At 74.1% G+C, this 23,381-nt stretch carries 20 protein-coding genes and 1 pseudogene; 13 read left to right on the top strand and 8 right to left on the bottom strand.

Annotation, left to right across the window (positions count from 1 at the left end; genetic code table 11):
- Window positions 1-68: 68 nt before the first annotated feature.
- Window positions 69-1,073, bottom strand: a complete 1,005-nt coding sequence (locus tag ACFW1I_RS00005; RefSeq protein ID WP_384664499.1) for an LLM class flavin-dependent oxidoreductase — start codon at window positions 1,071-1,073, stop codon at window positions 69-71.
- A 517-nt stretch (window positions 1,074-1,590) separates the two neighbouring features.
- On the opposite strand from ACFW1I_RS00005, the gene ACFW1I_RS00010 reads away from it, so the two are divergent.
- The 3 genes from ACFW1I_RS00010 to ACFW1I_RS00020 all read left to right on the top strand — a co-directional run bounded on the left by ACFW1I_RS00010 (window position 1,591) and on the right by ACFW1I_RS00020 (window position 4,168).
- A complete protein-coding gene (locus tag ACFW1I_RS00010) occupies window positions 1,591-2,604 on the top strand; it encodes a ParB/RepB/Spo0J family partition protein (protein ID WP_384664501.1) in 1,014 nt (337 codons plus the stop codon).
- An 85-nt stretch (window positions 2,605-2,689) separates the two neighbouring features.
- Window positions 2,690-3,424: a glycoside hydrolase family 3 N-terminal domain-containing protein gene (locus ACFW1I_RS00015; RefSeq protein ID WP_384664503.1), complete on the top strand. Its 735-nt coding sequence runs from the start codon at window positions 2,690-2,692 to the stop codon at window positions 3,422-3,424.
- Between the two features lie 39 nt (window positions 3,425-3,463).
- A complete protein-coding gene (locus ACFW1I_RS00020; protein ID WP_384664505.1) occupies window positions 3,464-4,168 on the top strand; it encodes a hypothetical protein in 705 nt (234 codons plus the stop codon).
- A 36-nt stretch (window positions 4,169-4,204) separates the two neighbouring features.
- Here the strand turns inward: ACFW1I_RS00020 and ACFW1I_RS00025 are convergent, their stop codons facing one another.
- Entirely contained in the window at window positions 4,205-5,059 is an 855-nt protein-coding gene (locus tag ACFW1I_RS00025; protein WP_384664507.1) for an arylamine N-acetyltransferase, read from the bottom strand.
- Between the two features lie 184 nt (window positions 5,060-5,243).
- Here ACFW1I_RS00025 and pgl point away from each other — a divergent pair, with 184 nt between their 5' ends.
- The 8 genes from pgl to ACFW1I_RS00065 all read left to right on the top strand — a co-directional run bounded on the left by pgl (window position 5,244) and on the right by ACFW1I_RS00065 (window position 13,404).
- Window positions 5,244-5,942 (top strand): 6-phosphogluconolactonase, encoded by a 699-nt coding sequence (pgl, locus tag ACFW1I_RS00030; RefSeq protein ID WP_384664509.1) that lies wholly within the window; start codon window positions 5,244-5,246, stop codon window positions 5,940-5,942.
- Window positions 5,939-7,093, top strand: a complete 1,155-nt coding sequence (locus ACFW1I_RS00035; RefSeq protein WP_384664511.1) for an ROK family protein — start codon at window positions 5,939-5,941, stop codon at window positions 7,091-7,093. Before pgl ends, ACFW1I_RS00035 begins: the two co-directional genes overlap by 4 nt.
- Window positions 7,090-8,226 carry a sedoheptulose 7-phosphate cyclase gene (locus ACFW1I_RS00040; protein ID WP_384664513.1) on the top strand — a complete coding sequence of 379 codons (1,137 nt, stop codon included), beginning with the start codon at window positions 7,090-7,092 and terminating at the stop codon, window positions 8,224-8,226. The genes ACFW1I_RS00035 and ACFW1I_RS00040 overlap by 4 nt, the downstream gene beginning before the upstream one ends.
- Complete coding sequence (locus ACFW1I_RS00045) at window positions 8,223-9,440, top strand: dehydrogenase (RefSeq protein WP_384664515.1); 1,218 nt, start codon at window positions 8,223-8,225, stop codon at window positions 9,438-9,440. The genes ACFW1I_RS00040 and ACFW1I_RS00045 overlap by 4 nt, the downstream gene beginning before the upstream one ends.
- A gap of 52 nt (window positions 9,441-9,492) precedes the next feature.
- A complete protein-coding gene (locus ACFW1I_RS00050; protein ID WP_384664517.1) occupies window positions 9,493-10,605 on the top strand; it encodes a DegT/DnrJ/EryC1/StrS family aminotransferase in 1,113 nt (370 codons plus the stop codon).
- Window positions 10,602-11,282 carry a ribulose-phosphate 3-epimerase gene (locus ACFW1I_RS00055; RefSeq protein ID WP_384664519.1) on the top strand — a complete coding sequence of 227 codons (681 nt, stop codon included), beginning with the start codon at window positions 10,602-10,604 and terminating at the stop codon, window positions 11,280-11,282. The genes ACFW1I_RS00050 and ACFW1I_RS00055 overlap by 4 nt, the downstream gene beginning before the upstream one ends.
- Window positions 11,283-11,293: 11 nt before the next feature.
- The gene (locus tag ACFW1I_RS00060) at window positions 11,294-11,932 is read left to right on the top strand and encodes an HAD-IA family hydrolase (protein ID WP_384664521.1); all 639 of its coding nucleotides are present in this window, start codon (window positions 11,294-11,296) and stop codon (window positions 11,930-11,932) included.
- A 140-nt stretch (window positions 11,933-12,072) separates the two neighbouring features.
- A complete protein-coding gene (locus tag ACFW1I_RS00065; protein WP_384664523.1) occupies window positions 12,073-13,404 on the top strand; it encodes a DUF1254 domain-containing protein in 1,332 nt (443 codons plus the stop codon).
- Window positions 13,405-13,418: 14 nt separating this feature from the next.
- On the opposite strand, the gene pntB is transcribed toward ACFW1I_RS00065, so the two are convergent.
- Complete coding sequence (pntB, locus tag ACFW1I_RS00070) at window positions 13,419-14,837, bottom strand: Re/Si-specific NAD(P)(+) transhydrogenase subunit beta (RefSeq protein ID WP_384664524.1); 1,419 nt, start codon at window positions 14,835-14,837, stop codon at window positions 13,419-13,421.
- A 1-nt stretch (window position 14,838) separates the two neighbouring features.
- Entirely contained in the window at window positions 14,839-16,365 is a 1,527-nt protein-coding gene (locus tag ACFW1I_RS00075; protein WP_384664526.1) for a Re/Si-specific NAD(P)(+) transhydrogenase subunit alpha, read from the bottom strand.
- A gap of 378 nt (window positions 16,366-16,743) precedes the next feature.
- Here ACFW1I_RS00075 and ACFW1I_RS00080 point away from each other — a divergent pair, with 378 nt between their 5' ends.
- Window positions 16,744-17,718 (top strand): acetylxylan esterase, encoded by a 975-nt coding sequence (locus tag ACFW1I_RS00080; RefSeq protein ID WP_384664528.1) that lies wholly within the window; start codon window positions 16,744-16,746, stop codon window positions 17,716-17,718.
- Window positions 17,719-17,776: 58 nt separating this feature from the next.
- Window positions 17,777-18,250: pseudogene (locus tag ACFW1I_RS00085) on the top strand (LysR family transcriptional regulator); the annotation flags it as partial.
- A gap of 60 nt (window positions 18,251-18,310) precedes the next feature.
- On the opposite strand, the gene yjfF reads toward ACFW1I_RS00085, so the two are convergent.
- The 4 genes from yjfF to ACFW1I_RS00105 all read right to left on the bottom strand — a co-directional run bounded on the left by yjfF (window position 18,311) and on the right by ACFW1I_RS00105 (window position 23,057).
- Window positions 18,311-19,318, bottom strand: a complete 1,008-nt coding sequence (gene yjfF / locus ACFW1I_RS00090) for a galactofuranose ABC transporter, permease protein YjfF (protein ID WP_384664530.1) — start codon at window positions 19,316-19,318, stop codon at window positions 18,311-18,313.
- The gene (locus ACFW1I_RS00095; protein WP_384664532.1) at window positions 19,315-20,430 is read right to left on the bottom strand and encodes an ABC transporter permease; all 1,116 of its coding nucleotides are present in this window, start codon (window positions 20,428-20,430) and stop codon (window positions 19,315-19,317) included. Before ACFW1I_RS00095 ends, yjfF begins: the two co-directional genes overlap by 4 nt.
- Window positions 20,427-21,989, bottom strand: a complete 1,563-nt coding sequence (locus ACFW1I_RS00100; RefSeq protein ID WP_384664534.1) for a sugar ABC transporter ATP-binding protein — start codon at window positions 21,987-21,989, stop codon at window positions 20,427-20,429. The genes ACFW1I_RS00095 and ACFW1I_RS00100 overlap by 4 nt, the downstream gene beginning before the upstream one ends.
- A 66-nt stretch (window positions 21,990-22,055) precedes the next feature.
- Window positions 22,056-23,057, bottom strand: coding sequence for an ABC transporter substrate-binding protein (locus ACFW1I_RS00105; RefSeq protein ID WP_384664536.1), 1,002 nt, complete (start codon window positions 23,055-23,057; stop codon window positions 22,056-22,058).
- Window positions 23,058-23,381 lie beyond the last annotated feature (324 nt).

Below are 23,381 nucleotides of genomic sequence, written 5' to 3' on the forward strand. Positions count from 1 at the left end.
CGGACGGGGAGCAGTCGAACGCGCCCGTCGCGGTTGGTCCGGGCGGGGTGCGCGGCACCCGACGGGCGTCAGCCGCGGCGCAGTTCGGCGAGGACGGCGGCGACGTGCCCGAAGTCCTCGGCGGTGCTGGTGTTGCCGAGGACGAGGACCCGGACGCCCGCCGCGCGGTAGCGGGCGAGGTAGCCGGCGACGTCCTCGTAGCCGCCGACGAGGAGCGGCAGGGTGCCCCGGTCGGCGCGGTAGGCGCCGGTCCAGTAGACCTCGTCGTAGACGTCGCCGTCGGTGGCCAGGACGGCGAGCCTGCGGCTCCAGTCCGAGCCGCCGGTCCTGCGGAGGGCGGTGGTGAGCCGGGACGCCCGGGTCTCGCGGTACGCCTCCCGGGCCGCGGCCCACGCCTCGGCGGCGGTCGGCCGGGCGACGATGCCCACCCGGATGCCGATCCGGGGGCCGCCGGCGAGGGCACGGGCGTAGTCGGCGGCGAAGCGGTCGACCGGTTCGGGGTGGGTGACGGCGACGTCGGCGACCTCGCGGGCGGTGGCGAGGGCGGCGGGGGAGGAGCCTGCCAGAAAGACACGGGGGCGCAGCGCGGGGGCGAGCGGGGTGTTCATCCGCAGCCCCTCGAAGCGGTAGTGGGCGCCGTCGAAGCCGATCGGGCCCTCCTCGGCGAGCAGCCGGCGGACGACGGTGGCGTACTCGGCGGCGCGGGCGTACCGCTCCGCCGCGTCGAGGGTCTCGCCGACCTGCCGGAGCTCCGCCCCGGTGGCGCCGGTGATGAGGTTGAGGTCGATCCGGCGGCCGTGCAGGACGGTGAGGGTGTGGATCATCTGCGCGGCGGTGAACGGTGGCAGCGCGTAGGGCTGGGTGGCGACCAGGGGGACGAGGCGGTCGGTGGCGCCGAGCAGGGCGGAGGCGACCAGCCAGGGGTCGGGGTTGCGGTGGTGGTAGAAGGCCAGGAGGCCGGTGACGCCGTGCGCCTCGGCGGTGCGGGAGATCTCGGTGAGCGCCGGCAGGCCGTGCGGTTCGCCGGGTCTCGCGGTCCTGGCCGTCGCGTAGACCTCGAAATCGGGTGTCACCGGCACGCTCCTGGGTCCGTTCGGTCGTTCGCGGCGCGGTGGGCACGGGGCGGGCCGAGGGGCCCGGACACCCCGTCAACTCCGGCGCCCGGCACGCACTCTGCCTCACCGCGCGGTGTACGGACCATCATCGAAACCATTGGTCTAGACATGCCAGACGGGCCCTGTTAGGTTCACCGGGCATGATCCCGGGGAGCCGCCGGAGATCGGGCGGATTCCCCCCGGGGAAACCGCTCCCTCCCGTGCCCTTCCCGGAAACCGGGCCGAGGATGTCCCCCATCCCTGCCCGTATCCGGTATGTCGTTCCCGTGCGGGCCAGGACCTGGCCCGGAACAGAATCCGGCCGGTGGAACAGGCGGAAATCTCCGACACCCGGAATTCCCGACACCCGGAATTCCCGATGCCCGGATCTCCGATGCGCGGAATTCCGATGCGCGGAATCCCCGACGCCGGGACCTCCGGCATCCGGGTTCCCGAAGAACAGCACCGAAAGCACATTCACGGGGGAAACACACCGATGGAAAACTGGTCCGACGCGGACGATCCCCGGCCCGAGGCCGACGCGTCCGGGAGGTCCCCGGTCGAGTCCGTCCTCATCGCCTCGCTGCGCTCCGCGGACTCGCCCCGGCTCGACCCCGAGGACACCGAGCACATCAGGACCCTGGCACAGTCCGACACCCCCCTGCCGCCGATCGTGGTGCACCGTCCGACCATGCGGGTCGTCGACGGCACCCACCGCGTCCGCGCCGCCGTCCGGCGCGGCGACGACCGGATCGACGCCCGGTTCGTCGACGGCGACGAGGACGAGGCGTTCCTCCTCGCGGTGCGGCTCAACATCGCCCACGGCCTCCCGCTCACCCTCGCGGACCGGCGCGCCGCCGCGGCCCGGATCCTGCGCTCGCGCCCCCAGTGGTCCGACCGCGCGATCGGCGAGACCACGGGCCTCGCGGCCAAGGCCGTCGCCGCCCTGCGCACCGAATCGGCCGCCGGTGAGCCGGGGCTTCCCAGCCGGATCGGGCGCGACGGCCGGCGCCGTCCGCTGAGCACCGCCGAGGGCCGCCGGTCGGCCGGAGAGCTGGTGAAGGCGAACCCGCACGCCCCGCTGCGGCAGATCGCCCGCGAGGCGGGCATCTCGCTGGGCACCGCCTCCGACGTCCGCGCGCGGGTGCTGCGCGGCGAGGACCCGGTCCTGCCACAGCGCCCGCGCGGCGGCGCCTCCGCCGGCTCCGAGGTCGCCACCGTCGTCCGGCACACCGCCCGGCCCGGTGTCGCCGCCGTGCCGCAGCGGCGGGACGCGCAGGCGATCCTGCGGATCCTGATGGCCGACCCCTCGCTGCGCTTCTCCGAGAACGGCCGGCAGGTCCTGCGCTGGCTCGGCGGCCACACCCTGGTGCCCGACGAGTGGGCGGCCGTCGCCGACCAGGTCCCCAGCCACGCCGCCGACACGGTCGCGGACCTGGCCCAGCGGTGCAGCGACGCCTGGCTCGAGTTCGCCGAGCGGCTCGCGCACCGCCACCGCGGGTCGGCCTGACCGCGCCGCACACGCCGCGCGGCGCGCGAGCCGCGCGGCGCGCCCGCCGCCCGTCCAGCTTCCCGAACGACCCAGGTGAGGAACCGTGCCGGACCGTCTGTCGACCCTCGTCAACTCCTGTCTCCTGCCGGCCTACGGCGGTGCCGTCCCCGCCGACTGGCTCAAGCGCGCGCTCGACGAAGGCCTCGCCGGGATCGTGCTCTACGGGGCCAACCTCGGGCTCCTCGACGGCCGGGTGCGCGAGGTGGTCACCGGCCCCCTGCGGGCCCACTGCCCCGACCTGATCGTCGCCCTGGACGAGGAGGGCGGCGACATCACCCGCGCCGAGTACCACCGGGGCAGCAACTATCCGGGTGCGCTCGCCCTCGGCGTCGTCGACGACGTGGAGCTGACCGAACGGGTCGGCTCCGCCATCGCCGCCGACCTCATCGAGGCCGGCGTCTCGGTCAACCTCGCACCCTGCCTCGACATCTGCCCCGGCCCCGAGCTGCCCGTCTTCGGCACCCGGTCCTTCGGGGCCGACCCGGCCCGGGTCGCCGCCCACGCCCGAGCCTTCGTGACGGGGGTGCAGCGGCACGGGGTCGCCGCCACCGCCAAGCACTTCCCGGGGCTCGGGGCGACCCGGGTGGACTCCCACTTCACGCTGCCCACCGTGCGGGCCTCCGAGGCGGAGCTGCGCGCGCGGGACCTCGCCCCGTTCGCGGCCGCCGTCAAGGCCGGCGTACAGGCCGTCATGACCGGCCACGTCGCGGTCCCGGCCTTCGACGACGCCCCGGCCACGTTCAGCCGGCGGTTCGTCACCGACGTCCGGCGGGGCTAACTCGGCTTCGACGGCGTCGTCGACCGCGACTCCCTCGACATGGAGTCGGCCCGGGGTCCGCTGGGCTTCGGCGGCGCCGCCGTCCGGGCCTGGGCGGCGGGCGTGGACCTCATGGTCATCGGGCCGCAGGACGGCGAGGAGCTCTGCGCCGAGATCCGGGAGAGCGCCCGGCGGGCCGTCGCCGAGGGCGTGCTGCCCCTGGCGCGCCTGGAGGAGGCCGCGGAGCGGGTCGCCCGGCTGCGCGCGGCGACCGCCGCCCCCGTGCCGCCGGGGCCCGACCTCTCCGGGACCGGCCTGGCGGCGGCCCGGCGGGCCGTCGCCGTACGGGGGACGCTCCCCCTGCCGGAACCCCGCTTCGTCGTCGAGGCGCGCCCGGAGCCGAACATCTCCTGCGGCACCGTCCCCTGGGGTCTGGCCGGGGCGCTCGACCGGCTCGGCGGCCTCGTCGGGGCGCTCGCGGTCCCGCCCGGCACACCCGCCGGTGCCCTGGACGTCCCCTCGGGCACACCGCTGGCCGTGGTCGTCCGCGCCGACGCCGCCGACCCGTGGCAGGAGACGCTGGTGTCCGGGCTCCTCGCCCGCAGGCCGGACGCCGTCCTGGTGGACATGGGCTACCGCGACCTGCCGGTCCCGACCGGGACGACGGTCGTCAAGACGTACGGTGCGGGCCTGGTGAACGCCGTCGCCGCGGCCGAACTCCTCGCCGGCCGCCGGACCGAGGGGGCCCCGCGCACCTGGTGGTGACCCGCGTCCCCTCGGTCCGTCACCCGCGGGCGTCGGTCAGCGGCGGGCGGCCAGCCACTCCTCGTGGGCCGCGCCGACGACCTCCCACAGCCGCCGCCGCTCCGCCGCGTCCAAGTCGTCGAGCGGCAGGCCGAAGACGTCCCGCAGGACGCCGAACCACTCCCCCGCGTCGTCGATCTCCCGCCGGGTCTCGCCGTCGGCGGTGATCCTCGTCAGCACCCGGCCCAGCAGCAGGTCGGTGCCGAGCGCGTCCCGGCGCTGGACCCGGGCGGTGCGGACGAACTCGGAGCCCGGGGAGGTGGAGAGTCGTACGTGCTCCGCCCCGAACTCCTCGATGCGCGCCTCGCGGGTGGAGATGTCGGCGCCGGTGAAGCCCCGGACCGGGTGGTGGTCGAGCCGCCAGACGCCCGGCGCGGCGGCGGACGGCGCCAGCTCGTACGCGAACGGCCCCTGCTCGGTCCGTCCGGCGCGCAGCGGCAGCGGCTCGTGGAAGGCGAAGCCGAGGCCCACGTCGGCCAGCCAGCGTCCCTCGAAGGCGTCCCCTGCCACGAGCAGCGCCAGGTGGTTGCCGTTGACGCCCACCGGGGCGGGGTCGTCGGCGCCCTGCACGCCGACGGAGTGCAGGGTGACCCGGTACCCGAGCTCCGTGAGGAGCGTGCCGAAGGCCCCGTTCAGCTGGAAGCAGTAGCCGCCGCGGCGGTCCGCCACGATGCGGCGCACCGATTCCCCGGGGTCGAGGCCCGCGGGGACGCCCCGATGGAAATCGAGGGTCTCGTAGGGAATCCGCTCCACATGGGCGCGGTGCAGCCGGCGCAGGTTTCCGAGCGTGGGCTCCGGATTTCCTTCGAGGCCGAGCCGTTCGAGATATCCGGTGGCGCTGTTGTTCGACATGGCGGGCACCCTAACAACGCGTTCGCGCCGTTCAACGTCACTTTTCCGGCCGGGTCCCGGGCCGCCCCGGTGTTCAACTCGGCCCATTCCGCGGCGTGGCCGGACACGGGCACCGGTCCGTAGGGTCGTGACCGTTTCGGAAAGGGTTTTCGGAAACGGTACGGGAAAGACCGGGAGAATCACCGTGAGTTCGCTTCGTTCACAGCAGTTCCCCACCGCCCTCGCGGTGGCCGAGCGGACCGCGGACGCCGTCGCGGACGCCGTGCGGAGGACTGTGGCCGAGCGCGGCGGCTGCGTCGTCGCCCTCACCGGCGGGAACACGCCCGCCGACGCCTATCGACTGCTCGCCGCCCGCGACGTGCCGTGGCACGCGGTCCACGTCGTGCAGACCGACGACCGGGTGCTCCCCGAGGCCGAGACCGGCTCCAACTGGCGCATGATCACCGAGACTCTGCTCGATCCGGCCGGAGTGCCCGAGGAGCGGCGCCACCCGATGCCGGTCCGCGCCGGCGACCCGGCCGGCGCCGCCGCCGTCTACGCGGAGCTGCTCGCCTCGCTCTCGCCGGGCGGCAGCGCGGACCTCGTCCTGCTCCAGCTCGGCCCCGACGGCCATCTGGCCTCGCTCTTCGCCGACCGCTACGACCCGGCGGACCCGGCCAGGGTCACCGTGACCACCACCGTGGACGGGGCGGTACGGATGACCCAGACGCTGCCCGCGCTGAGCGGTGCCGCCACCCGGATCGTCATGGCCGTCGGCACCGGGAAGACCGAGGCCGTGGCCAAGGTCGCCGGCGCCACCCCCGACACCCTGGCCGCCCGGACGTTCCTGGCCGGCGACGGGCTCCTGCTGCTCGACGCCGAAGCCGCCGGCCCGAACCCGTGACGGCGGCTCCTTCGGCCGCGTACGACGGCGGATTCCGCGCCGACCTGGCCCGCGGCAGCCGGCGGCCGGTCGTCGTCCTCGACCTCGGCGGCACGTGGTTCCGGGCGGGCGTGCTGCGCGCCGACGACACCGTCGCGGTGTTCCGCCGCGACCCGGCCGTCGGCGCCCGCACCCGGCCGGGTCCCGTCCGCGTGCTCCAGGACGCGATCCTCGACTGGCTGGTGGAGGCGGTGGACGCGGTCCTCCGGGAGGGCGCCGCCGAACTCGCCGCCGGCCCCGGGGAGCCACCCGGCCCGCCGCTGTGCGGGGTGTCGCTGGGCGCGGCCATGAACGGCAGGACCGGAGAAGTACGGGGCAGCGCACCGCTGTTCGGCAGCGCGACGACCTCCTGGTGGCCCGCCGCCGAACTCGCCGCCCGCCGACCCGGCGTCCGCTGGTCCGTGGTGAACGACGTGTCGGCGCTCGCGTACGCCCTGCTCACCGATCCTGCCGTGCCCGCGCACGGCAGGGCCGCCGCCCTGACGGTGAGCACCGGCATCGCCTACCGCACGATCGAGCCGGCCACCGGCCGCATCCCGCTGGACGCCCGCCACGGCCTCCAGGGGGAGATCGGGCACCTGCCGTCCCGCCTGGAGTGGGAGGGCGCGCCGCTCTCCGCGCGGTGCGACTGCGGGGCGCCGGACCACGTGGCGGCGTACTCCTCCGGCTCCGGGATCGTCGGCCTGCTGCGCCGCCTGCCGACGGCGGCCTGGGGCGGACCTGTCGGCGACGGACCGGCCGAACCGGGTGCCGGCGACGCGCGGTTGACCCGTGCCTTCGGGGCTCGGGTCGCGGAGGGCCACCCCGGCGCGCTCCGGCTGCTCGATGCGGTGACCCGGCCGCTCGCCGAGGTCCTGACGACCCAGGCCGCCCTCGACCCCGAGGTCACCCCGACCGTCCTCACCGGCGGCGTCGTGGACGGGCTCGGGGACGCCTATCTGCACAGCCTGCTGCGGAACCTGGCCCGGACCGGCCTGTACGGCATCACGGACCGGGACCCCGACCACTTCGCCGGCCGGATCGTCCGCGGCCGGCCCGACGGACTCGGCGCCCTGCGCGGCGCGGGGGTCCACGCACGGGGACTACCGAACGAAAGAGTGCACACAGCATGAGCCTTGGGCAATGGACCGTCCACGCCCACCAGTCCGTCTCCTACCGGGTCGTTGAGGCGCCGGGGCTGCTCGACCCCGCCGACGGTGCGCTGGCCCGGGCCGCCCGCCTGACGCCCGGGGCCCGGCGCCTCGTCGTGATCGACGAGCGGGTGCTCGCCCTCCACGGCGAGCGGCTCCACGCCTACTTCCGGGCCCGGGACGCCGTCCCGCACGTGCTGGCCCTGCCCGGTGGCGAGCCGGGCAAGGAACTCGCCGCCGTGGAGCGGGTCGTGCGCGCGGCCGACGCCGTCGGCCTGGACCGGCGCGACCCGATCGTGGCGGTCGGCGGCGGGGTGCTCACCGACCTGGTGGGGCTCGCCGCCAGCCTGTACCGGCGGGGCACGCCCTTCGTCCGGATCCCCACCACCCTCGTCGGGATGATCGACGCGGCGGTCGGCGCCAAGACGGCGGTGAACGCGCACGGGCACAAGAACCGGCTCGGCACCTACCACCCGGCCACCGACACCCTCGTGGACCGCTCCTTCCTGCACACCCTGAGCACCCGTCACCTCCGCAACGGCATCGCGGAGATCGTGAAGATGGCGGTCATCGACGACCCCGTCCTGTTCGACCTGCTCGACGCACACGCCGAGACCCTGGTCGACGGGCGGATGGCCGGCCCCGAGGGCGGCGAGGTCATGCGCCGTGCGATCACCGCGATGCTCGCCCACCTCGAACCGAACCTGTGGGAGCGGGAGTTGTGCCGGGCGGTGGACTTCGGCCACACCTTCGGACCCGCGCTGGAGATGGTGCTCCAGCCCGCCCTGCTGCACGGCGAGGCGGTGTCCCTCGACATGGCCCTGTCCTGTGCGATCGCCGTCGACCTGGGCTTCCTCTCGTCCGCCGACGCCTTCCGGGTGCTGCGGCTCCTGGTGCGGACCGGGCTCCCGGTCCGGCACGAGCGGTGCACGCCCGGTTTCCTGGCGAAGGCACTCGCCGAGTCCACCCGGCACCGCGACGGGCACCAGCACCTCCCGCTCCCCGCCGGCATCGGCACGTGCGTGTTCGCGGAGGACCTGACCCCGGACGGCCTGCGGCGCGCGGTGGAGCTCCTCGACCGGCTGGTCACCGAAGCGGAAGGAGTCGCCGCGTGAGCGCCGCTCCCCCGGACGCCCCCGCCCGCCCGCCCGTCGACGACCTCGCCCTCGTCCGCACCCCCGGGGGCGGGCTGCGCCTCGCGCCCGACCCCGCCCCCGCGTCGGGCGGGCCTCCACTGCGGGTGCTGCGGGCCGGAATCTGCGGTACGGACCTCCAGATCCAGCGCGGGATCCGGCCCGACGGCGCCGCCGTCCTCGGCCACGAGGGACTGGCGGAGCACCGCACCGGATCCGGGGTACGCCGGGTCCTCTTCAACCCCGTCGACCCGGACGACCAGGACCACATCCTCGGCCACTCGCACGACGGCGTCCTCCGCCGCCGCTATCCGACGCCCGGCGAAGGCCCGGCGCTCGACGGCGACTTCGCGGCGGCGGCCGATCCGGTCCTGCGCCACCTCGTTCCCGCCCTGCCGGACCTCCCCGCCGACCTGTCGGTCCTCGTCGAACCGCTCGGCGCGGTCCTCTACGGCTGGGAGCTGCTCGACGCCGCCGGGGCGCGCGGCGACACGGCGGTGTGGGGCAGCGGTACGACGGCCGTCCTCGCCGCGCTCGTCGGCGAGGTGCGCGGCCTCGCGACGACCCTCGTCCACGCCCGCCCGGAGCGGCTGGAGTGGCTGCGCCGCCGCGAGGTCCTGGACACCACCCGGCTCCGTACCGCGCCACCCGCCCGGCCCGTCGCCGCGGCCTTCGTCTGCCTGCCCCGGGAGGCGGCGGGCGCCGCCCTCGGCCAGGCCATGGGGGCCGTCGCGGACGGCGGCGCGATCGACCTGTTCGGCGGCTTCGGGACCGGCGGCACGCATCCGCTGACCGGCGCGCTCGACCTCAACTCGGTGCGCCGGGCGCACGTCTGCGGCTCCCCCGCGCCCGCCGCGGCACCGGCCGTGACGCTGCCGTCGGGGAAGCGGGTCCGGCTCACCGGGCACCGCGGCACCTCCGCGGTCCATCTGCGGCGGGCGCAGGAGCTGCTGATCGCGCATCCGGCGCGGTTCGCCCGGGTCCTCAGTCATGTGGTCCCGCTGGAGGCGGCGGGCCCGGTGCTGCGGTCGATGGCCGCGGACCCGCCCGGCGCGCGCCTGCTCGGCGCGGGCCCCGCGGGCGAGCCGCTGCGCGGCGAGCACCTGAAGGTGCTCGTCGACCCGACCCTGCCCGCGGGTGCCGTCCGCGCCCCCGACCCGGTCACCACGGTGGCCGACCTGCCCCCGGGCTGCTGAGCCCCACCCCGAGAACCCCGGAAGACTCCGCGGAACACCCAGGAAGACGACCATGCTGGTACCCCGTTACGGCTATCCCGCCCAGTTCGACGACCTCCCGGCCCTCACCGGCCGGATCTCCGAACTCCTGTTGTCGGGCGACTACATCCTCGGCAGACCGGTGGAGCGGTTCGAACGCGCTTTCGCCGAGCGGCTGGGCGCCGGCGCCGCCGTCGGCGTGAACTCCGGCACCGACGCGCTGGTCCTGGCGCTGCGCGCGCTCGGGATCGGCCCGGGCGACGAGGTCGTCACCGTGGCGAACACCTTCCACTCCACGGTGCTCGCGATCGTACGGGTGGGCGCCGTCCCGGTGCTCGTCGACTGCACCGGGACCGACTACATGACGGACCTGGAGCAACTGGAGGCCGCGATCACCCCCCGTACCCGGGGCATCATCGCCGTCCACATGTTCGGACAGGTCCTGGACATGGACCGGATCGGCGCGCTCGCCGCCCGGCACGGCCTCGCCCTGGTCGAGGACTGCGCCCAGGCCGTCGGCGCCGAGTGGGACGGCCGGGCCGCCGGCACCTTCGGCGACATCGGCTGCTTCAGCTTCCACCCGTCGAAGACGCTCGGCGCGGCCGGGGACGCGGGCGCCGCCATCACCGGCCGGCCGGAGCTCGCGGACCGGCTGCGGGTGCTGCGGGGGCTGGGCCAGCGCGAACAGAACCAGCACGTGGAGGCCGGCTACAGCAGCCGGATGGACTCGGTGCAGGCGCTGGTCCTGGAGCACAAGCTGCCCCGGCTCGACGAGTGGAACCGGGCCCGGCGCGCCGTCGCGGACCGGTGCACCCGGGCGCTGGCGGGGAGCGCCGTCCGGGTGCCCGAGGCCGGGCCCGGGCACGTCTACCACATGTACCAGGTGATCGTGCCCGACCGGGACGTCACGCTGGCCGCGCTGCGGGCCGCCGGGATCGACGCCGTGGTGCGCTACCCGGTGCCGATCCCGCTCCAGCCGGCCTTCGCCGCGTACGACTTCGACCCGGAGGCGTATCCGAACGCCCGCTTCCTCGCGGAGAACGCGCTCTGTCTGCCGCTGCGGCCGGAGATGACTCCCGAGGAGACCGACCTGATGACCGACACGCTGCTGTCGGTCGTCGCCCCGCACCGAGGAGCCCACGCATGACCGCCCCCACTGTCCCCGCCACCATCGTCCCCGGGCTGTTCGGCGCCGACCCCCTGGAGTACGGGCGGGCCGTCGCCGACGTCTCCGCGGCCGGGGCCGAACTGCTCCATCTCGACGTGATGGACGGGGTGTTCGTCCCGGACGTCAGCTTCGGCCTCAAGGCGGTCGGCGCGGTCCGCGCGGCGTTCGGCGGCCGGCTCGACGCCCACCTCCAGGTGGCGCGGCCCGAGGCGTACCTCGACGGGCTCGCCGCGGCCGGGGTCGACCTGGTCACCGTGCACGTGGAGGGCACCCCGCACATCGGGCGGGTGCTGCGCGAGCTGGAGCGCTCCGGAATCGCCGCCGGTCTGGCGCTCAACCCGGGCACCCCGCTCTCGGCCGTGGAGGAGGTGGCGCACCTGGTGGAGCAGGTCGTGGTGATGGCGGTGAACCCCGGGACGAGCGACTTCCTCCCGTACACCGTCGACAAGATCCGTCGGCTGCGGGCCGACCTGGACGCGCGCGGTCTGGGCCACATCCGGATCGCGGCCGACGGCGGGGTGACGGCCGAGCGAGCCGCCGGACTGCGGGCCGCCGGCGCCGACCGGCTGGTGGTGGCCTCGGCGCTGTTCAAGGACCCCGCCGGGGTGCTGTCCGCGCTCCGCTCGCTCGGCGCGGCCGCGGCGGGCGCGCTGTGACGGGGCGGCCGGTGCCCCCGGCGGACCCGTGGGTGCTCTTCGACATCGACGGCACGCTGGTGGACTCCAGCCGGCTCATCGTGCGGGTCTGGCGGCAGGTGGCGGCGGAGTTCGACGCGGACGCGGAGGCGATCCTGGCGGAATGCCACGGCCGCCGGGACGCCGAGATCGTGCCGATGTTCTTCCGGCCCCCGGACGTCCCCGCGGTCCTGGCCCGCATCCAGGAGCTGGAGGCCGCCGGCGGCGACCTGCTGAGCCCCGTGCCGGGCGCCCCCGAACTCCTCGCGTCGCTGGCGCCGGAGCGGTGGGCCGCGGTGACCTCCGGCCCGTCCGGACTGATGACGGGTCGGCTGCGGGCCGCCGGACTGCCGGTTCCGGCGGTGCTGGTGGCCGCCGACCACGTGCGGCACGGCAAGCCCGATCCGGAGGGGTACCTTGCCGCGGCCCGGGCACTCGGCGCCGCTCCGGAGGCGTGCGTGGTGGTGGAGGACGCCCCGGCGGGGGTCGCCGCCGGCGTTCGGGCGGGCATGTTCGTCGCCGCGCTCACCACCACCCACACCGCCTCCCGACTGGCCGGGGCGGACGTGGTCCTCGACCGTCTCGCCGACCTGCGCGCCGTGTGGGCCGGCGCCCCCGCCCCGCGTACCTGACCCGCGGCCCGCCCCCGCCCCGCGTACCCGACCCCCGGCCCGCCCCCGTCACCCGTTCGGCGGGCCCGCCGGGCGGCGGGCGGGCCGGGCTCCTAGCGTCGGGCCGGAACGGGGATCGACCTCACAGGTGGGAGCGGCGGATGTCGGACGAGTCGTTGCGGGAACTGGCCGCGGAGGCGTGGCTCTACGGGTATCCGCTGGTCACGGCGGCGGTGACGAAGGACATCATGACGGCCGTGCCGGCACGGGACGACGCGCGCAGGAAGGCCCCGGTCAACCAGTTCTGCTACATGCGGACCACCCCGGACGCCTCCTTCACCGAGGTCGTCTCGCCGAACGCCGACACCCTCTACTCCAGTGCCTGGCTCGACCTGACCGACGAGCCCCTGGTGCTGACCCTGCCCGACTTCGGGGACCGCTTCTGGATGGTCCCGATCCTGGACGCCTGGTCCGACGTGTGCGCCGTGGTCGGCCGGCGCGGGGACGGCTCGTCCGCCGGGCCGTTCCTGATCGCGGGGCCGTCCTGGTCCGGAGACGTCCCCGAGGGCCTGACGCCGCTGACGTCGCCGACCGCGGTGAACTGGGTCATCGCCCGGTACGCGACGAGCGGCCCGTCGGACTTCGCGGCCGTCAACAAGCTCCAGGACGCCACGCGGCTGGTCCCGCTGTCGCGGTGGACCGGCGACCCCGGCGACTACGCTCCCCCCACCGACGTGCCCGTTCCCGCCGGCGTCGACCTCACGACGGCGCCGGTCGACCAGGTGCACGCGCTCAGCGGCCGCGACTACTTCGCCCTGCTCAACCGGATGATGGTCGACAACCCTCCCGCCCCCGCCGACGCCCCCTTCCTGGGCCGCGTCGCCAAGCTCGGCATCGCTCCGGGCGCGAGCCTGGACGACCTGTCCGCCGAGGAGCTCGCCGTCCTGGAGGCGGGCGCGCGGCGGGGCCCGGAGGCCCTGCGCGAGCTGCTCGCGCGGGCGGAGGCGGGGAGGACCCGCGGATGGACCGTGCACCGAGGTCTGGGGGCCTACGGCACCGACTACGCGAAGCGCGCGGTCATCACCCGGTTCGGGTACGGAGCCAACCTCGACGCCGACGCCCTGTACCCGCACGCCACCACCGACGCCGACGGCAGGCCCCTCGACGGCGCCCACACCTACGTGCTGCACTTCGACGCCGGTCAGACCCCGCCCGTCGACGGCTTCTGGTCCCTGACGATGATGAACGAGCGTCAGCTCTTCGCCGACAACCCGCTGGACCGGTACGCGATCGGCGACCGCAGCGGCATGCGGACCAACCCCGACGGCTCCCTGGACATCCACGTCCAGCAGGAGAACCCCGGACCCGACCGCGAGGGCAACTGGCTCCCGGCCCCCGCGGGCCGCTTCAACGTCTTCCTGCGCCTGTACTGGCCGCAGCGGCCCGCCCTCACCGGCGACTGGACCCCACCGGCCCTGCGCCGCACCGACTGATCGGGGCGAGCCGGTCACAGGGCGCTGACGATGTCCTCCACGCGGTCCTTGGCGTCGCCGAAGAGCATGGAGGTGTTCTCGCGGAAGAAGAGCGGGTTCTGCACGCCCGCGTAGCCGGAGGCCATCGAGCGCTTGAAGACGATCACCCGGTCCGCTTCCCAGACGGTGAGGACGGGCATGCCGGCGAGGGGGCTGGAGGGGTCCTCGGCGCCGGCCGGGTTGACGGTGTCGTTGGCGCCGATGACGAGGACGACGTCGGTGTCGGCGAAGTCGCCGTTGATCTCGTCCATCTCCAGCACGATGTCGTACGGCACCTTGGCCTCGGCGAGCAGCACGTTCATGTGCCCGGGGAGGCGGCCCGCGACCGGATGGATGCCGAACCGCACGTCGACGCCCTTCGCGCGCAGCTTCGAGGTGAGTTCGGCGACCGGGTACTGCGCCTGCGCCACGGCCATGCCGTAGCCGGGCGTGATGATCACCGAGCGGGCCGCGCCGAGGAGTTCGGCGGCCCCCTGGGCGCTGATCTCCTGGTGCTCGCCGTAGTCGGTCTCGGAGCCGGCCGGGGCCTCGATGCCGAAGCCGCCGGAGATGACGGCGAGGAAGGAGCGGTTCATCGCCCGGCACATGATGTACGAGAGGTAGGCGCCGGAGGAGCCGACGAGCGCGCCGGTGACGATCAGCAGGTCGTTGCCGAGCAGGAAGCCCGAGGCCGCCGCCGCCCAGCCGGAGTAGCTGTTCAGCATGGAGACGACGACGGGCATGTCGCCACCGCCGATGGAGGCGACCAGGTGCCAGCCGAGGGCGAGCGCCAGGACCGTCGCCGCGACGAGCGGCCACAGGGCGGGCGCGACGGTGAAGCGGACGGTCAGGGCGGCGAAGAGGGCGAGCGCGCCGAGGTTGAGGGCGTTCTTGCCGGGGAGCGTCAGCGGCCGGGAGGCGATCCGGGCGGCGAGCTTCAGATAGGCGACGACCGAGCCGGTGAAGGTGACCGCGCCGATGAAGACGCCGATCAGGACCTCGGCGTGGTGGATGCCGAGGGTGCCGAGCGCGTCGAGGGCGGCGGCCTCGGCTCCTCCGGGGTGGTGCTCCACCTCCAGGTAGCCGTTCCAGCCGACGAGGACGGCGGCGAGACCGACGAACGAGTGGAGCAGCGCGATCAGTTCGGGCATGCCCGTCATCTCGACGCCCCGGGCGCGCCACAGGCCGATCAGCGCGCCGGCCAGCATCGCGACGGCGAGCAGGCCGGCGGCTCCGGCGGCGATGCCGCGGTCGGCGGCGAGGACGACGGTGGCGACGAGGGCGACGCCCATGCCGAGCATGCCGAAGGCGTTGCCCAGCCGGGCCGACTCGTGCTTGGAGAGTCCGGCGAGCGCGAGGATGAACAGCAGCGCGGCGACGAGGTAGGCCGCCTGTGCGGCGTGGGTGGCGGACATGTCAGCTCCTGTTGAACATTCCGAGCATGCGGCGGGTCACCGCGAAGCCGCCGAAGACGTTGACGCTCGCCAGCAGGATCGCGGCGGCCGACAGCACGGTGACGACGGTGCCGCCGTGGCCGATCTGGAGCAGCGCGCCGACGACGATGATCCCGGAGATCGCGTTGGTCACCGACATCAGCGGGGTGTGCAGGGCGTGGTGGACGTGCCCGATGACGTAGTAGCCGATGACGATCGCGAGCACGAAGACGGTGACGTGGGGCAGGAGCGCGGCCGGGGCGAAGCCGACGGCGAGGAAGAGCGCGAGCGCGCCGAGGGCGACGCCGGTGAAGCGGCGCCTCGGCGTCATCGGCTCCTTCACCGGCGAGACGGGGCTCGCGGGTGTGGCGCCGGTGGTGGCGGGGGCGGCGGAGACCTCGACGGGCGGCGGCGGCCAGGACGGTTCCCCGTCGCGTACGACGGTGACCGAGCGCTGCACGGGGTCGTCGGCGTCGAGGACGAGGACGCCGTCCTTGCCCGGTGTCAGGAGCTTCAGGAGGTTGAGGAGGTTGGTGCCGTACAGCTGGGACGCCTGGGCGGGGAGGCGGCCGGCCAGGTCGGTGTAGCCGAGGATGGTGACGCCGTTGGCGGTGACGGTCTTCTCGCCCGGGACGGTGCCGGCGACGTTGCCGCCGTTGGCGGCGGCCATGTCCACGATGACGGAGCCCGGCTTCATGGAGGCCACCATGTCCGCCGTGATCAGCCGGGGCGCGGGGCGGCCGGGGATCAGGGCGGTGGTGATCACGATGTCGGCCTCGCGGCACTCCGCCGCGTAGAGGGCGGCCTCGCGGGCCTTGTAGTCGTCGCCCATCTCCTTGGCGTAGCCCGTCTTCGACACCTCCGTCTCCGGGGAGTCGATGGCGAGGTACTCGCCGCCCAGCGAGCGGACCTGGTCGGCGACCTCGGGGCGCGGGTCGGTGGCGCGGACGACCGCGCCGAGCGAGCCCGCGGTGCCGATCGCGGCGAGTCCGGCGACGCCCGCGCCCGCGACGAGGACCCGCGCCGGGGGCACCTTGCCCGCGGCGGTCACCTGGCCGGTGAAGAAGCGGCCGAACTCGTGGGCGGCCTCGACCACGGCCCGGTAGCCGGCGATGTTCGCCATCGACGACAGCACGTCCATCGACTGCGCCCGGCTGATCCGCGGCACCGCGTCCATCGACAGGACGGTGAGGGGCCGCCGGCCCAGCTCCTCGACCACGGCCGGGTCGGTCGCCGGGGCGAACAGCGCGATGACGGTGGCCCCGGGGCGCATCCGGTCCAGCCGGTCCGTCCCGGGCGCGTTCACCCCGAGCACCACGTCCGCCGCCGTCGCCTCGCCGATCCGCGCGCCGGCCGTCTCGTAGGCGCCGTCGGGGAAGCCCGCCGCCGCGCCCGCGCCGGCGTCGACGACGACCTCGTACCCGAGCCCGCGGATCTTCTCCACCGTGGCGGCCGTCGCCGCCACGCGCCGCTCCCCGTCCCGTTCCTCCCTGAGGACTCCGACAATCACCGCACCCCTCCGTTCGCCGCTGTCGCCCCCACCTTGGCCTCCCCGGGCCCCTCCGGGAAGAAGGCTCGCGCGGCACGTCCGCAAGCTGTGCCCACGGGGTGGGGCGTGGACGATCGTTCACGTATATGAATTCGACCGGGGTGCGGGCTGGGCCCTGTCTGACGATTCGCGCCGGATCAGGCCGGGTCGTCCGGTGCGTGCGATCGGCGTGCGGCAGGGGCGCCCTCGTAGCGGAGCTACTTGGGTGTTTCTGCCGTGCGGCGAGCGTGCGTGCCGGGCGGGCCGGACCCGGCGCGAATCGTCAGACAGGGCCTAGGGTGGGACGGGCCGGTCGGACCGGTCGGCCTTTCGAACCGATGACCTGACCAGGCGGTGTGCATGCCCCTCTTCGACCTGCCCCTCGACCGGCTCCGCGAGTACCGCAGTGCCTCGGTGGAGCCCGAGGACTTCGACGCGTTCTGGGCGAAGACGCTCGGCGAGGCCCGGGAGCACGACCTGGACGCGCGGTTCGAGCGGGTGGCGACGGGGCTCGCGACGGTGGACACGTACGACGTGACCTTCGCCGGCTTCGGCGGGCAGCCGGTGAAGGGGTGGTTCGTCGTCCCGGCCGGGATCACCGAACCGGTGCCGGTCGTCGTGGAGTTCCTGGGGTACGGCGGCGGGCGGGGCCTGGCGCACAGTCATCTGCTGTGGGCGTCGGCCGGGTTCGCGCACTTCGTGATGGACACCCGCGGCCAGGGCAGTGGTTGGGCGCCGGGCGACACCGCCGACCCGGTGGGCAGCGCGCCGGCGTTCCCCGGCTTCATGACGCGGGGCGTCGAGGATCCGGAGACGTACTACTACCGGCGGCTCTACACGGACGCCGTGCGCGCGGTGGAGGCGGCCCGGTCGCACCCGCTGGCGGACGCGGCCCGCACCGCGGTCACCGGGATCAGCCAGGGCGGCGGCATCACCGTGGCGGTCTCCGGTCTGGTGCGGGACCTGGCGGCGGTGGCGCCGGACGTGCCGTTCCTGTGCGACTTCCCGCGCGCGACGACCGTCACGGACCGGAAGCCGTACCGGGAGATCGGCGACTACCTGAAGACGCACCGGGGCCGGGTCGAGCAGGTCCGCCGGACCCTCGCCTACTTCGACGGGGTGCACTTCGCGGCCCGGGCGACGGCGCCGGCGCTGTTCTCGACGGCCCTGGAGGACCTGACCTGCCCGCCGTCGACGGTGTTCGCCGCGTTCAACGCGTACGCGCACGAGGACAAGGCCATCGAGGTCTACGACTTCAACGACCACGAGGGCGGCGAGGCGTTCCAGCAGGCGGTGCAGCTGGCCTGGCTGCCGGAGCGGCTCCGCGCCCGATAGCCCCGATGACCCCGCCCTTGGTCTGGACCTGTCAGGGTGGGGGCGTCAAGCTGGGCGCATGGACTTGGAGTTGCGGCATCTGAAGACGGTCCGGGCCATCGCCGAGGCCGGCAGCCTCACCCGCGCGGCCACCGCCCTCGGACTGGCCCAGCCCGCCCTCAGCGCCCAGCTGAAGCGGATCGAACGGACCCTGGGCGGCGCCCTGTTCACGCGCGGCCGGGACGGGGTGCGGGCCACCGCGCTGGGCGATCTGGTGCTCGACCGGGCCCGGGTGGTGCTGCCCGCCGTCCGCGGACTCCAGGAGGAGGCCGTCCGGTTCGCCCGGGACGGCGCCGCCGGGCACCGGCTCGGCGGGACCCACGGGCCGCTGCTGGGCGGTCTCGTGGACCGGCTGGCCCGGGCCGAACCGGACGCCGAGGTGACGACGTACACCTCCTGGTCGGAGCGGGAGGTGGCCGGCGGGGTCGGCTCCGGGCGTGGGGGGGTGTGTGTGTGGGTGGGGGGGGGGGGTGTGGCTCCCGCGCGGGGGGGGGGGCGCGTCCCCCCCCCCCCCTCGCCGCCCCCGCGGTGGTGACGCGGGTTCGACCAGGGGTCATTCCGTCTGGCGGGCTCCGCCGAAGAGGCGCTGGAGGAGGATGAAGACGAACAGCAGACCGCCGATGACGATGCGGGTCCACCACGAGCTGAGCGTGCCCTGGAAGCTGATGATGGTCTGGATGAGACCGAGGACCGTCACGCCCAGCGCGGTGCCCAGGACGAAGCCGGAACCACCGGTCAGCAGCGTCCCGCCGATCACGGCGGCGGCGATGGCGTCCAGCTCCATGCCGACGGCGTGCAGGGCGTATCCGGACAGCATGTAGAAGGTCAGCAGCAGACCGCCGAGCGCGGAGCACAGGCCGCTCACGGCGTACACCATGACCTTGGTGCGCCCGACGGGCAGGCCCATGAGGCGGGCGGAGGACTCGCTGCCGCCCAGGGCGTAGACGCCGCGGCCGAAGCGGGTGTGGTGGAGGACGACGAAGGCGAGCGCCAGCACGACCAGGGCGATGACGACGGCGGGTGAGACGAACAGGCCGCCGGGCAGGAGCACCCGGGTCTGGGCGATCCGGGTGGTCGTCGGGTCGGTGATCGAGATGGACTCGGTGCTGATCATGTAGCAGAGGCCGCGGGCGAGGAACATGCCGGCGAGGGTGACGATGAAGGGCTGGATCTCGAAGGCGTGGATCACCCAGCCCATGAGGGCGCCGCCGCCCGCCCCCACCAGCAGGACCACCGGTACCGCCAGGGCGAGCGGCAGCCCGTTCTGTTCGACGAGCCAGGCCGTCAGCATGGTCGACAGGGCCACCATGGAGCCGACCGACAGGTCGATCCCCCCGGTGAGGACGACGAACGTCATGCCGATCGCGACGACGAGCAGGAAGCCGTTGTCGATCAGGACGTTGAGCAGGACCTGCGCGGAGAAGAAGCCCTCGTACTGCACGGAGCCGATGGAGAACATCGCGACCAGCAGGGTGGCCGTCACCATGAGCGGCAGGCGGGCGGCGTGCCGTGCCGAGAAGCGGTGGAGCGGCTTGGTGCGGGAGCTGAGGGTGGTGCTCACGAGTGGACCTCCTGCCGGCGGGCCGTCAGGTCGCCGGCCGCGGGGGCCGGGTCGGGGGCGGTCGTCCGGCGACGGCGGGAGAGTCGCGCGCGGAAGGCGGGCGACTGGACGAGACACACGACGATGACGACCAGGGCCTTGAAGACGAGGGTGGTCTCCGGCGGGACGCCGAGGGTGTAGATGGTGGTCGACAGGGTCTGGATGATCAGCGCGCCGAGGACCGTGCCGCCGAGGGAGAAGCGGCCGCCGGTCAGCGCGGTGCCGCCGATGACGACGGCGAGGATCGCGTCCAGTTCGATCCACAGGCCGGCGTTGTTGCCGTCGGCGCTGGACACGTTGGAGCTGATCATCAGGCCGGCGACCGCGGCGCACACGGCGCTGACGACGTACACCGTGGCCAGGAGCCCGGCCGCCCGGATGCCGACGAGCCGGCTCGCGACCGGGTTGCCGCCCACCGATTCGATGAGCATGCCGAGCGCGGTGCGTCGGGTGACGAGGGAGGTGACGGCGACGAGGGCCGCGGCGAGCAGGACGGCGAAGGGGAGGGTGAGCCAGTAGCCGCCGCCGATCATCTTGTAGGGGCTGCTGGAGACGCTGATGATCTGGCCGTCGGTGATCAGCTGGGCCACGCCGCGCCCGGCGACCATGAGGACCAGGGTGGCGACGATGGGCTGGACGCCGAGCCGGGCGACGAGGAGGCCGTTCAGCAGTCCGATCACGGCGGCCACGCCGAGCGCGACCGCGATCGCGGCCATGACGGTGGACAGGCTTCCGGGGTCCTTCGCGGTGGCGATGTGCTCGCACGCGAGGGCGCCGGCGATGGCGACCGTCGAGCCGACGGAGAGGTCGATGCCCCGGGTGGCGATGACGAGCGTCATGCCGACGGAGACCAGGATCAGCGGGGCGCCGAACTGGAGGATGTCGATCAGGCTGCCGTACAGGTGTCCGTTCTGGACGCGGACGGCGAGGAAGTCGTGGGTGAGGGCGACGTTTCCGAGGAGCAGCGCGGCCAGGACGGCGGCGGGCCAGAACAGACGGTGCTCGGTGAGCCGCCGGGCGCCGGGCGCCCGGGCCGGACGCCCCCCGGCGCCGGTGTCGTCAGGTGGTGTCATGAGGTGGCTCCGGTGGCGATGGCGCCCAGGATCCGGTCGGGCGTCAGGGTCGTGTCGTTGGGGAGGGTGGCGACGAGCCGGTGGTCGCGCAGGACGCCGACCCGGTGGCTCAGCCGCAGCACTTCCTCCAGTTCGGCGGAGATGTAGAGGACCGCGGTGCCTTCCGAGGCCAGACGGCCGACGAGTCGCTGGATCTCCGTCTTGGCGCCGATGTCGATGCCCCGGGTGGGTTCGTCGAGGATCAGCAGCTCGGGGTCGGTGAGCAGCCACCGGGCGAGCAGCACCTTCTGCTGGTTGCCGCCGCTGAGGTTGCGGACCAGGGCTTCGGGGTCGGCCGGGCGGATGTCGAGGGCCTCGGTCCACCGGGCGGCGATCTCGTCCTGCCGGGTGCGGGAGAGGGGCCTGGTCCAGCCGCGTGCGGCCTGGAGGGCGAGGACGATGTTCTCGCGGACGGTGAGGTCGCCGATCAGGCCCTCCGCCTTGCGGTTCTCCGAGCAGAAGGCGATCTTGTGGGCGATCGCGGTGCGCGGCGAGCGCAGGACGGCGCGTTCGCCGTGGATCCGTAGTTCGCCGCCGTCGGCGTGGTCGGCGCCGAAGAGCAGTCGGGCGGCCTCGGTCCGTCCGGAGCCGAGGAGTCCGGCCAGGCCGATGACCTCGCCGCGGTGGATGTCCAGGTCGTACGGCTGGATGGAGCCGGTGCGGGCGAGCCCGCGGGCGCTGAGGAAGGGGGTTTCCGCGGACTCGGAGGGGGCCGCGGTGCCGGTGTGGGAGCTCTCGGCCAGTTCGTCGAGGGTGCTCAGTTCGCTGCCGACCATGCGGTGGACCAGGGTGACGGGTGTCAGTTCGTCGATCCGGAACTCGCCTTCGAGGCGTCCGTTGCGCAGGACGGTCACCCGGTCGCACAGGTCGAAGACCTGGTCGAGGAAGTGGGTGACGAAGAGGATCGCGACGCCCCGGTCGCGGAGCCGGCGCACCAGGGCGAACAGCTGGGCGACCTCGTCCCGGTCGAGGCTGGAGGTGGGCTCGTCGAGGACGAGGACCTTCGCCCGGATGTCCACGGCGCGGACGATGGCGACGAGTTGCTGGACGGCGATGGAGTGCGCGCTCAGCGGCATGCGGACGTCGAGGTCGAGTTCCAGCTCGGTGATGAGCTGTGCCGCGCGCCGGTGGAGGGCCTTCCAGTGGACGAGTCCGAGGCGCCTGGGTTCACGGCCGATGAGGATGTTCTCGGCGACCGAGAGGTTGGGGCACAGGTTCACCTCCTGGTAGACCGTGCTGATTCCGGCGTGCTGCGCCTCCAGCGGTTCGGCGAACCGCTGGGGGCCGCCGTCGACGGAGACCGTGCCCGCGTCGGGCGGGTGGACCCCGGTGAGCACCTTGATGAGGGTCGACTTGCCGGCGCCGTTCTCACCCATCAGCGCGTGGACTTCGCCCGGGAAGAGGCGCAGGTCCACACCGTCGAGGGCGAGGACGCCGGGGAACGCCTTGCGGATGCCGCGGGCCTCCAGGACCGGCCGGTCGGTGCGGGTGGGTGTGCGGGGGGTGGGTGGGGCTGTCATCCGCCCTCCTCTCCTGAGGGAGCGGGGGCGGCGCGAGGCCGCCCCCGGTCCGGTGCGGGCGGTGGGTCAGTACTGGCGGCCGGGCAGGGCGGCAGCGGCCTGGTCCTGCGTGAAGACGCCCTCCTTGACCTCGACCCGTCGCGGGACGCTCTCCCCCGCCGCGACCTTCTTGACGAGTTCCATGAGCTGGTCGCCGAGGAGCGGGTTGCACTCGACCACGACGTTGATCTTCTTCTCCTGCATGGCGACGAAGGCGTCCTTGATGCCGTCGACGGAGATCACCTTGATGTCGGTGCCCGGCTTCTTGCCGGCCTCCTCGATGGCCTGGATGGCGCCCAGGGCCATGTCGTCGTTGTGGGCGTACAGGACGTCGATGTCCTCGTGGGACTTGAGGAACGCCTGCATGACCTCCTTGCCCTTGGCGCGGGTGAAGTCGCCGGTCTGGGAGGCGACGACCTTGAACTTGGGGTCGCCCTTGATGACCTCGGCGAAGCCGGCCTTGCGGTCGTTGGCGGGGGCGGAGCCGGTGGTGCCCTGGAGCTCGACGACGTTGACGGGGTCGGAGCTGCCCTCGTACTCCTTCACGAGCCACTTGCCGGCCTCCTGGCCCTCCTTGACGAAGTCGGAGCCGAGGAAGGTCCGGTAGAGGGAGGTGTCCTGCGAGTCGACCGCGCGGTCGGTGAGGATCACCGGGATGCCGGCGTTCTCGGCCTCCTTCAGGACGGTGTCCCAGCCGGACTCCACCACCGGCGAGAAGGCGATGACGTCCACCTTCTGCTGGATGAAGGTGCGGATCGCCTTGATCTGGTTCTCCTGCTTCTGCTGCGCGTCGGAGAACTTGAGCGTGATGCCGGCCTTCTCGGCGGCCTCGCGCACGGACTTGGTGTTGGCGGTGCGCCAGCCGCTCTCGGCTCCCACCTGGGCGAACCCGAGCACCAGCTTGCCGTCGGAGGACCCCTTGCCGGAGCCGCCGGTGGTACCGGTGGGCGCGGGCTCGGTGGTGCAGGCGGTCAGCACACCGGCGGCCAGGATGGCGGCGGTGATGACGCGGAGGGCTCTGTGGGCCATGTCGTGGTTCCTCTCGGGACGTGCGTCGTACCAGGCGGAGCCCTGAAGGGACGGGCCCGGTGAAGGCATGGCTGCGCAGCGGTGGTCGAACCGGCGGAGGCAGAGCGAGGCGTCGGCCTCCGCCGGTCGGTGAGCTGGCGAACGCGACACATTGTGAGCGCTAACAGACTTGTAACTCAAGGGCCTGTACGGCTGTTACCCGTTCTTGATGCGCGAGAGTGGGTCCATGGCGGCACGCAGGGACTCCGAAGTTGTGAGCGTTAACACCTCGGCTGCGCTCGAAGGGCCGGTCCGGCGAGCCCCCGGCGGGAACGGCCCCCCTCC

Origin of the sequence: Streptomyces sp. NPDC058955 (assembly GCF_042741435.1) — a bacterium.
Lineage (GTDB): Bacteria > Actinomycetota > Actinomycetes > Streptomycetales > Streptomycetaceae > Streptomyces.

Coding starts and splice junctions, on each gene's coding strand:
- ACFW1I_RS00010 (WP_384664501.1), top strand. CDS start 1,591: ATGGAAAACTGGTCCGACGCGGACGATCCCCGGCCCGAGGCCGACGCG.
- ACFW1I_RS00020 (WP_384664505.1), top strand. CDS start 3,464: ATGGAGTCGGCCCGGGGTCCGCTGGGCTTCGGCGGCGCCGCCGTCCGG.
- ACFW1I_RS00025 (WP_384664507.1), bottom strand. CDS start 5,059: ATGTCGAACAACAGCGCCACCGGATATCTCGAACGGCTCGGCCTCGAA.
- ACFW1I_RS00040 (WP_384664513.1), top strand. CDS start 7,090: ATGAGCCTTGGGCAATGGACCGTCCACGCCCACCAGTCCGTCTCCTAC.
- ACFW1I_RS00050 (WP_384664517.1), top strand. CDS start 9,493: ATGCTGGTACCCCGTTACGGCTATCCCGCCCAGTTCGACGACCTCCCG.
- ACFW1I_RS00055 (WP_384664519.1), top strand. CDS start 10,602: ATGACCGCCCCCACTGTCCCCGCCACCATCGTCCCCGGGCTGTTCGGC.
- ACFW1I_RS00065 (WP_384664523.1), top strand. CDS start 12,073: ATGTCGGACGAGTCGTTGCGGGAACTGGCCGCGGAGGCGTGGCTCTAC.
- pntB (WP_384664524.1), bottom strand. CDS start 14,837: ATGTCCGCCACCCACGCCGCACAGGCGGCCTACCTCGTCGCCGCGCTG.
- ACFW1I_RS00080 (WP_384664528.1), top strand. CDS start 16,744: ATGCCCCTCTTCGACCTGCCCCTCGACCGGCTCCGCGAGTACCGCAGT.
- ACFW1I_RS00095 (WP_384664532.1), bottom strand. CDS start 20,430: ATGACACCACCTGACGACACCGGCGCCGGGGGGCGTCCGGCCCGGGCG.
- ACFW1I_RS00100 (WP_384664534.1), bottom strand. CDS start 21,989: ATGACAGCCCCACCCACCCCCCGCACACCCACCCGCACCGACCGGCCG.
- ACFW1I_RS00105 (WP_384664536.1), bottom strand. CDS start 23,057: ATGGCCCACAGAGCCCTCCGCGTCATCACCGCCGCCATCCTGGCCGCC.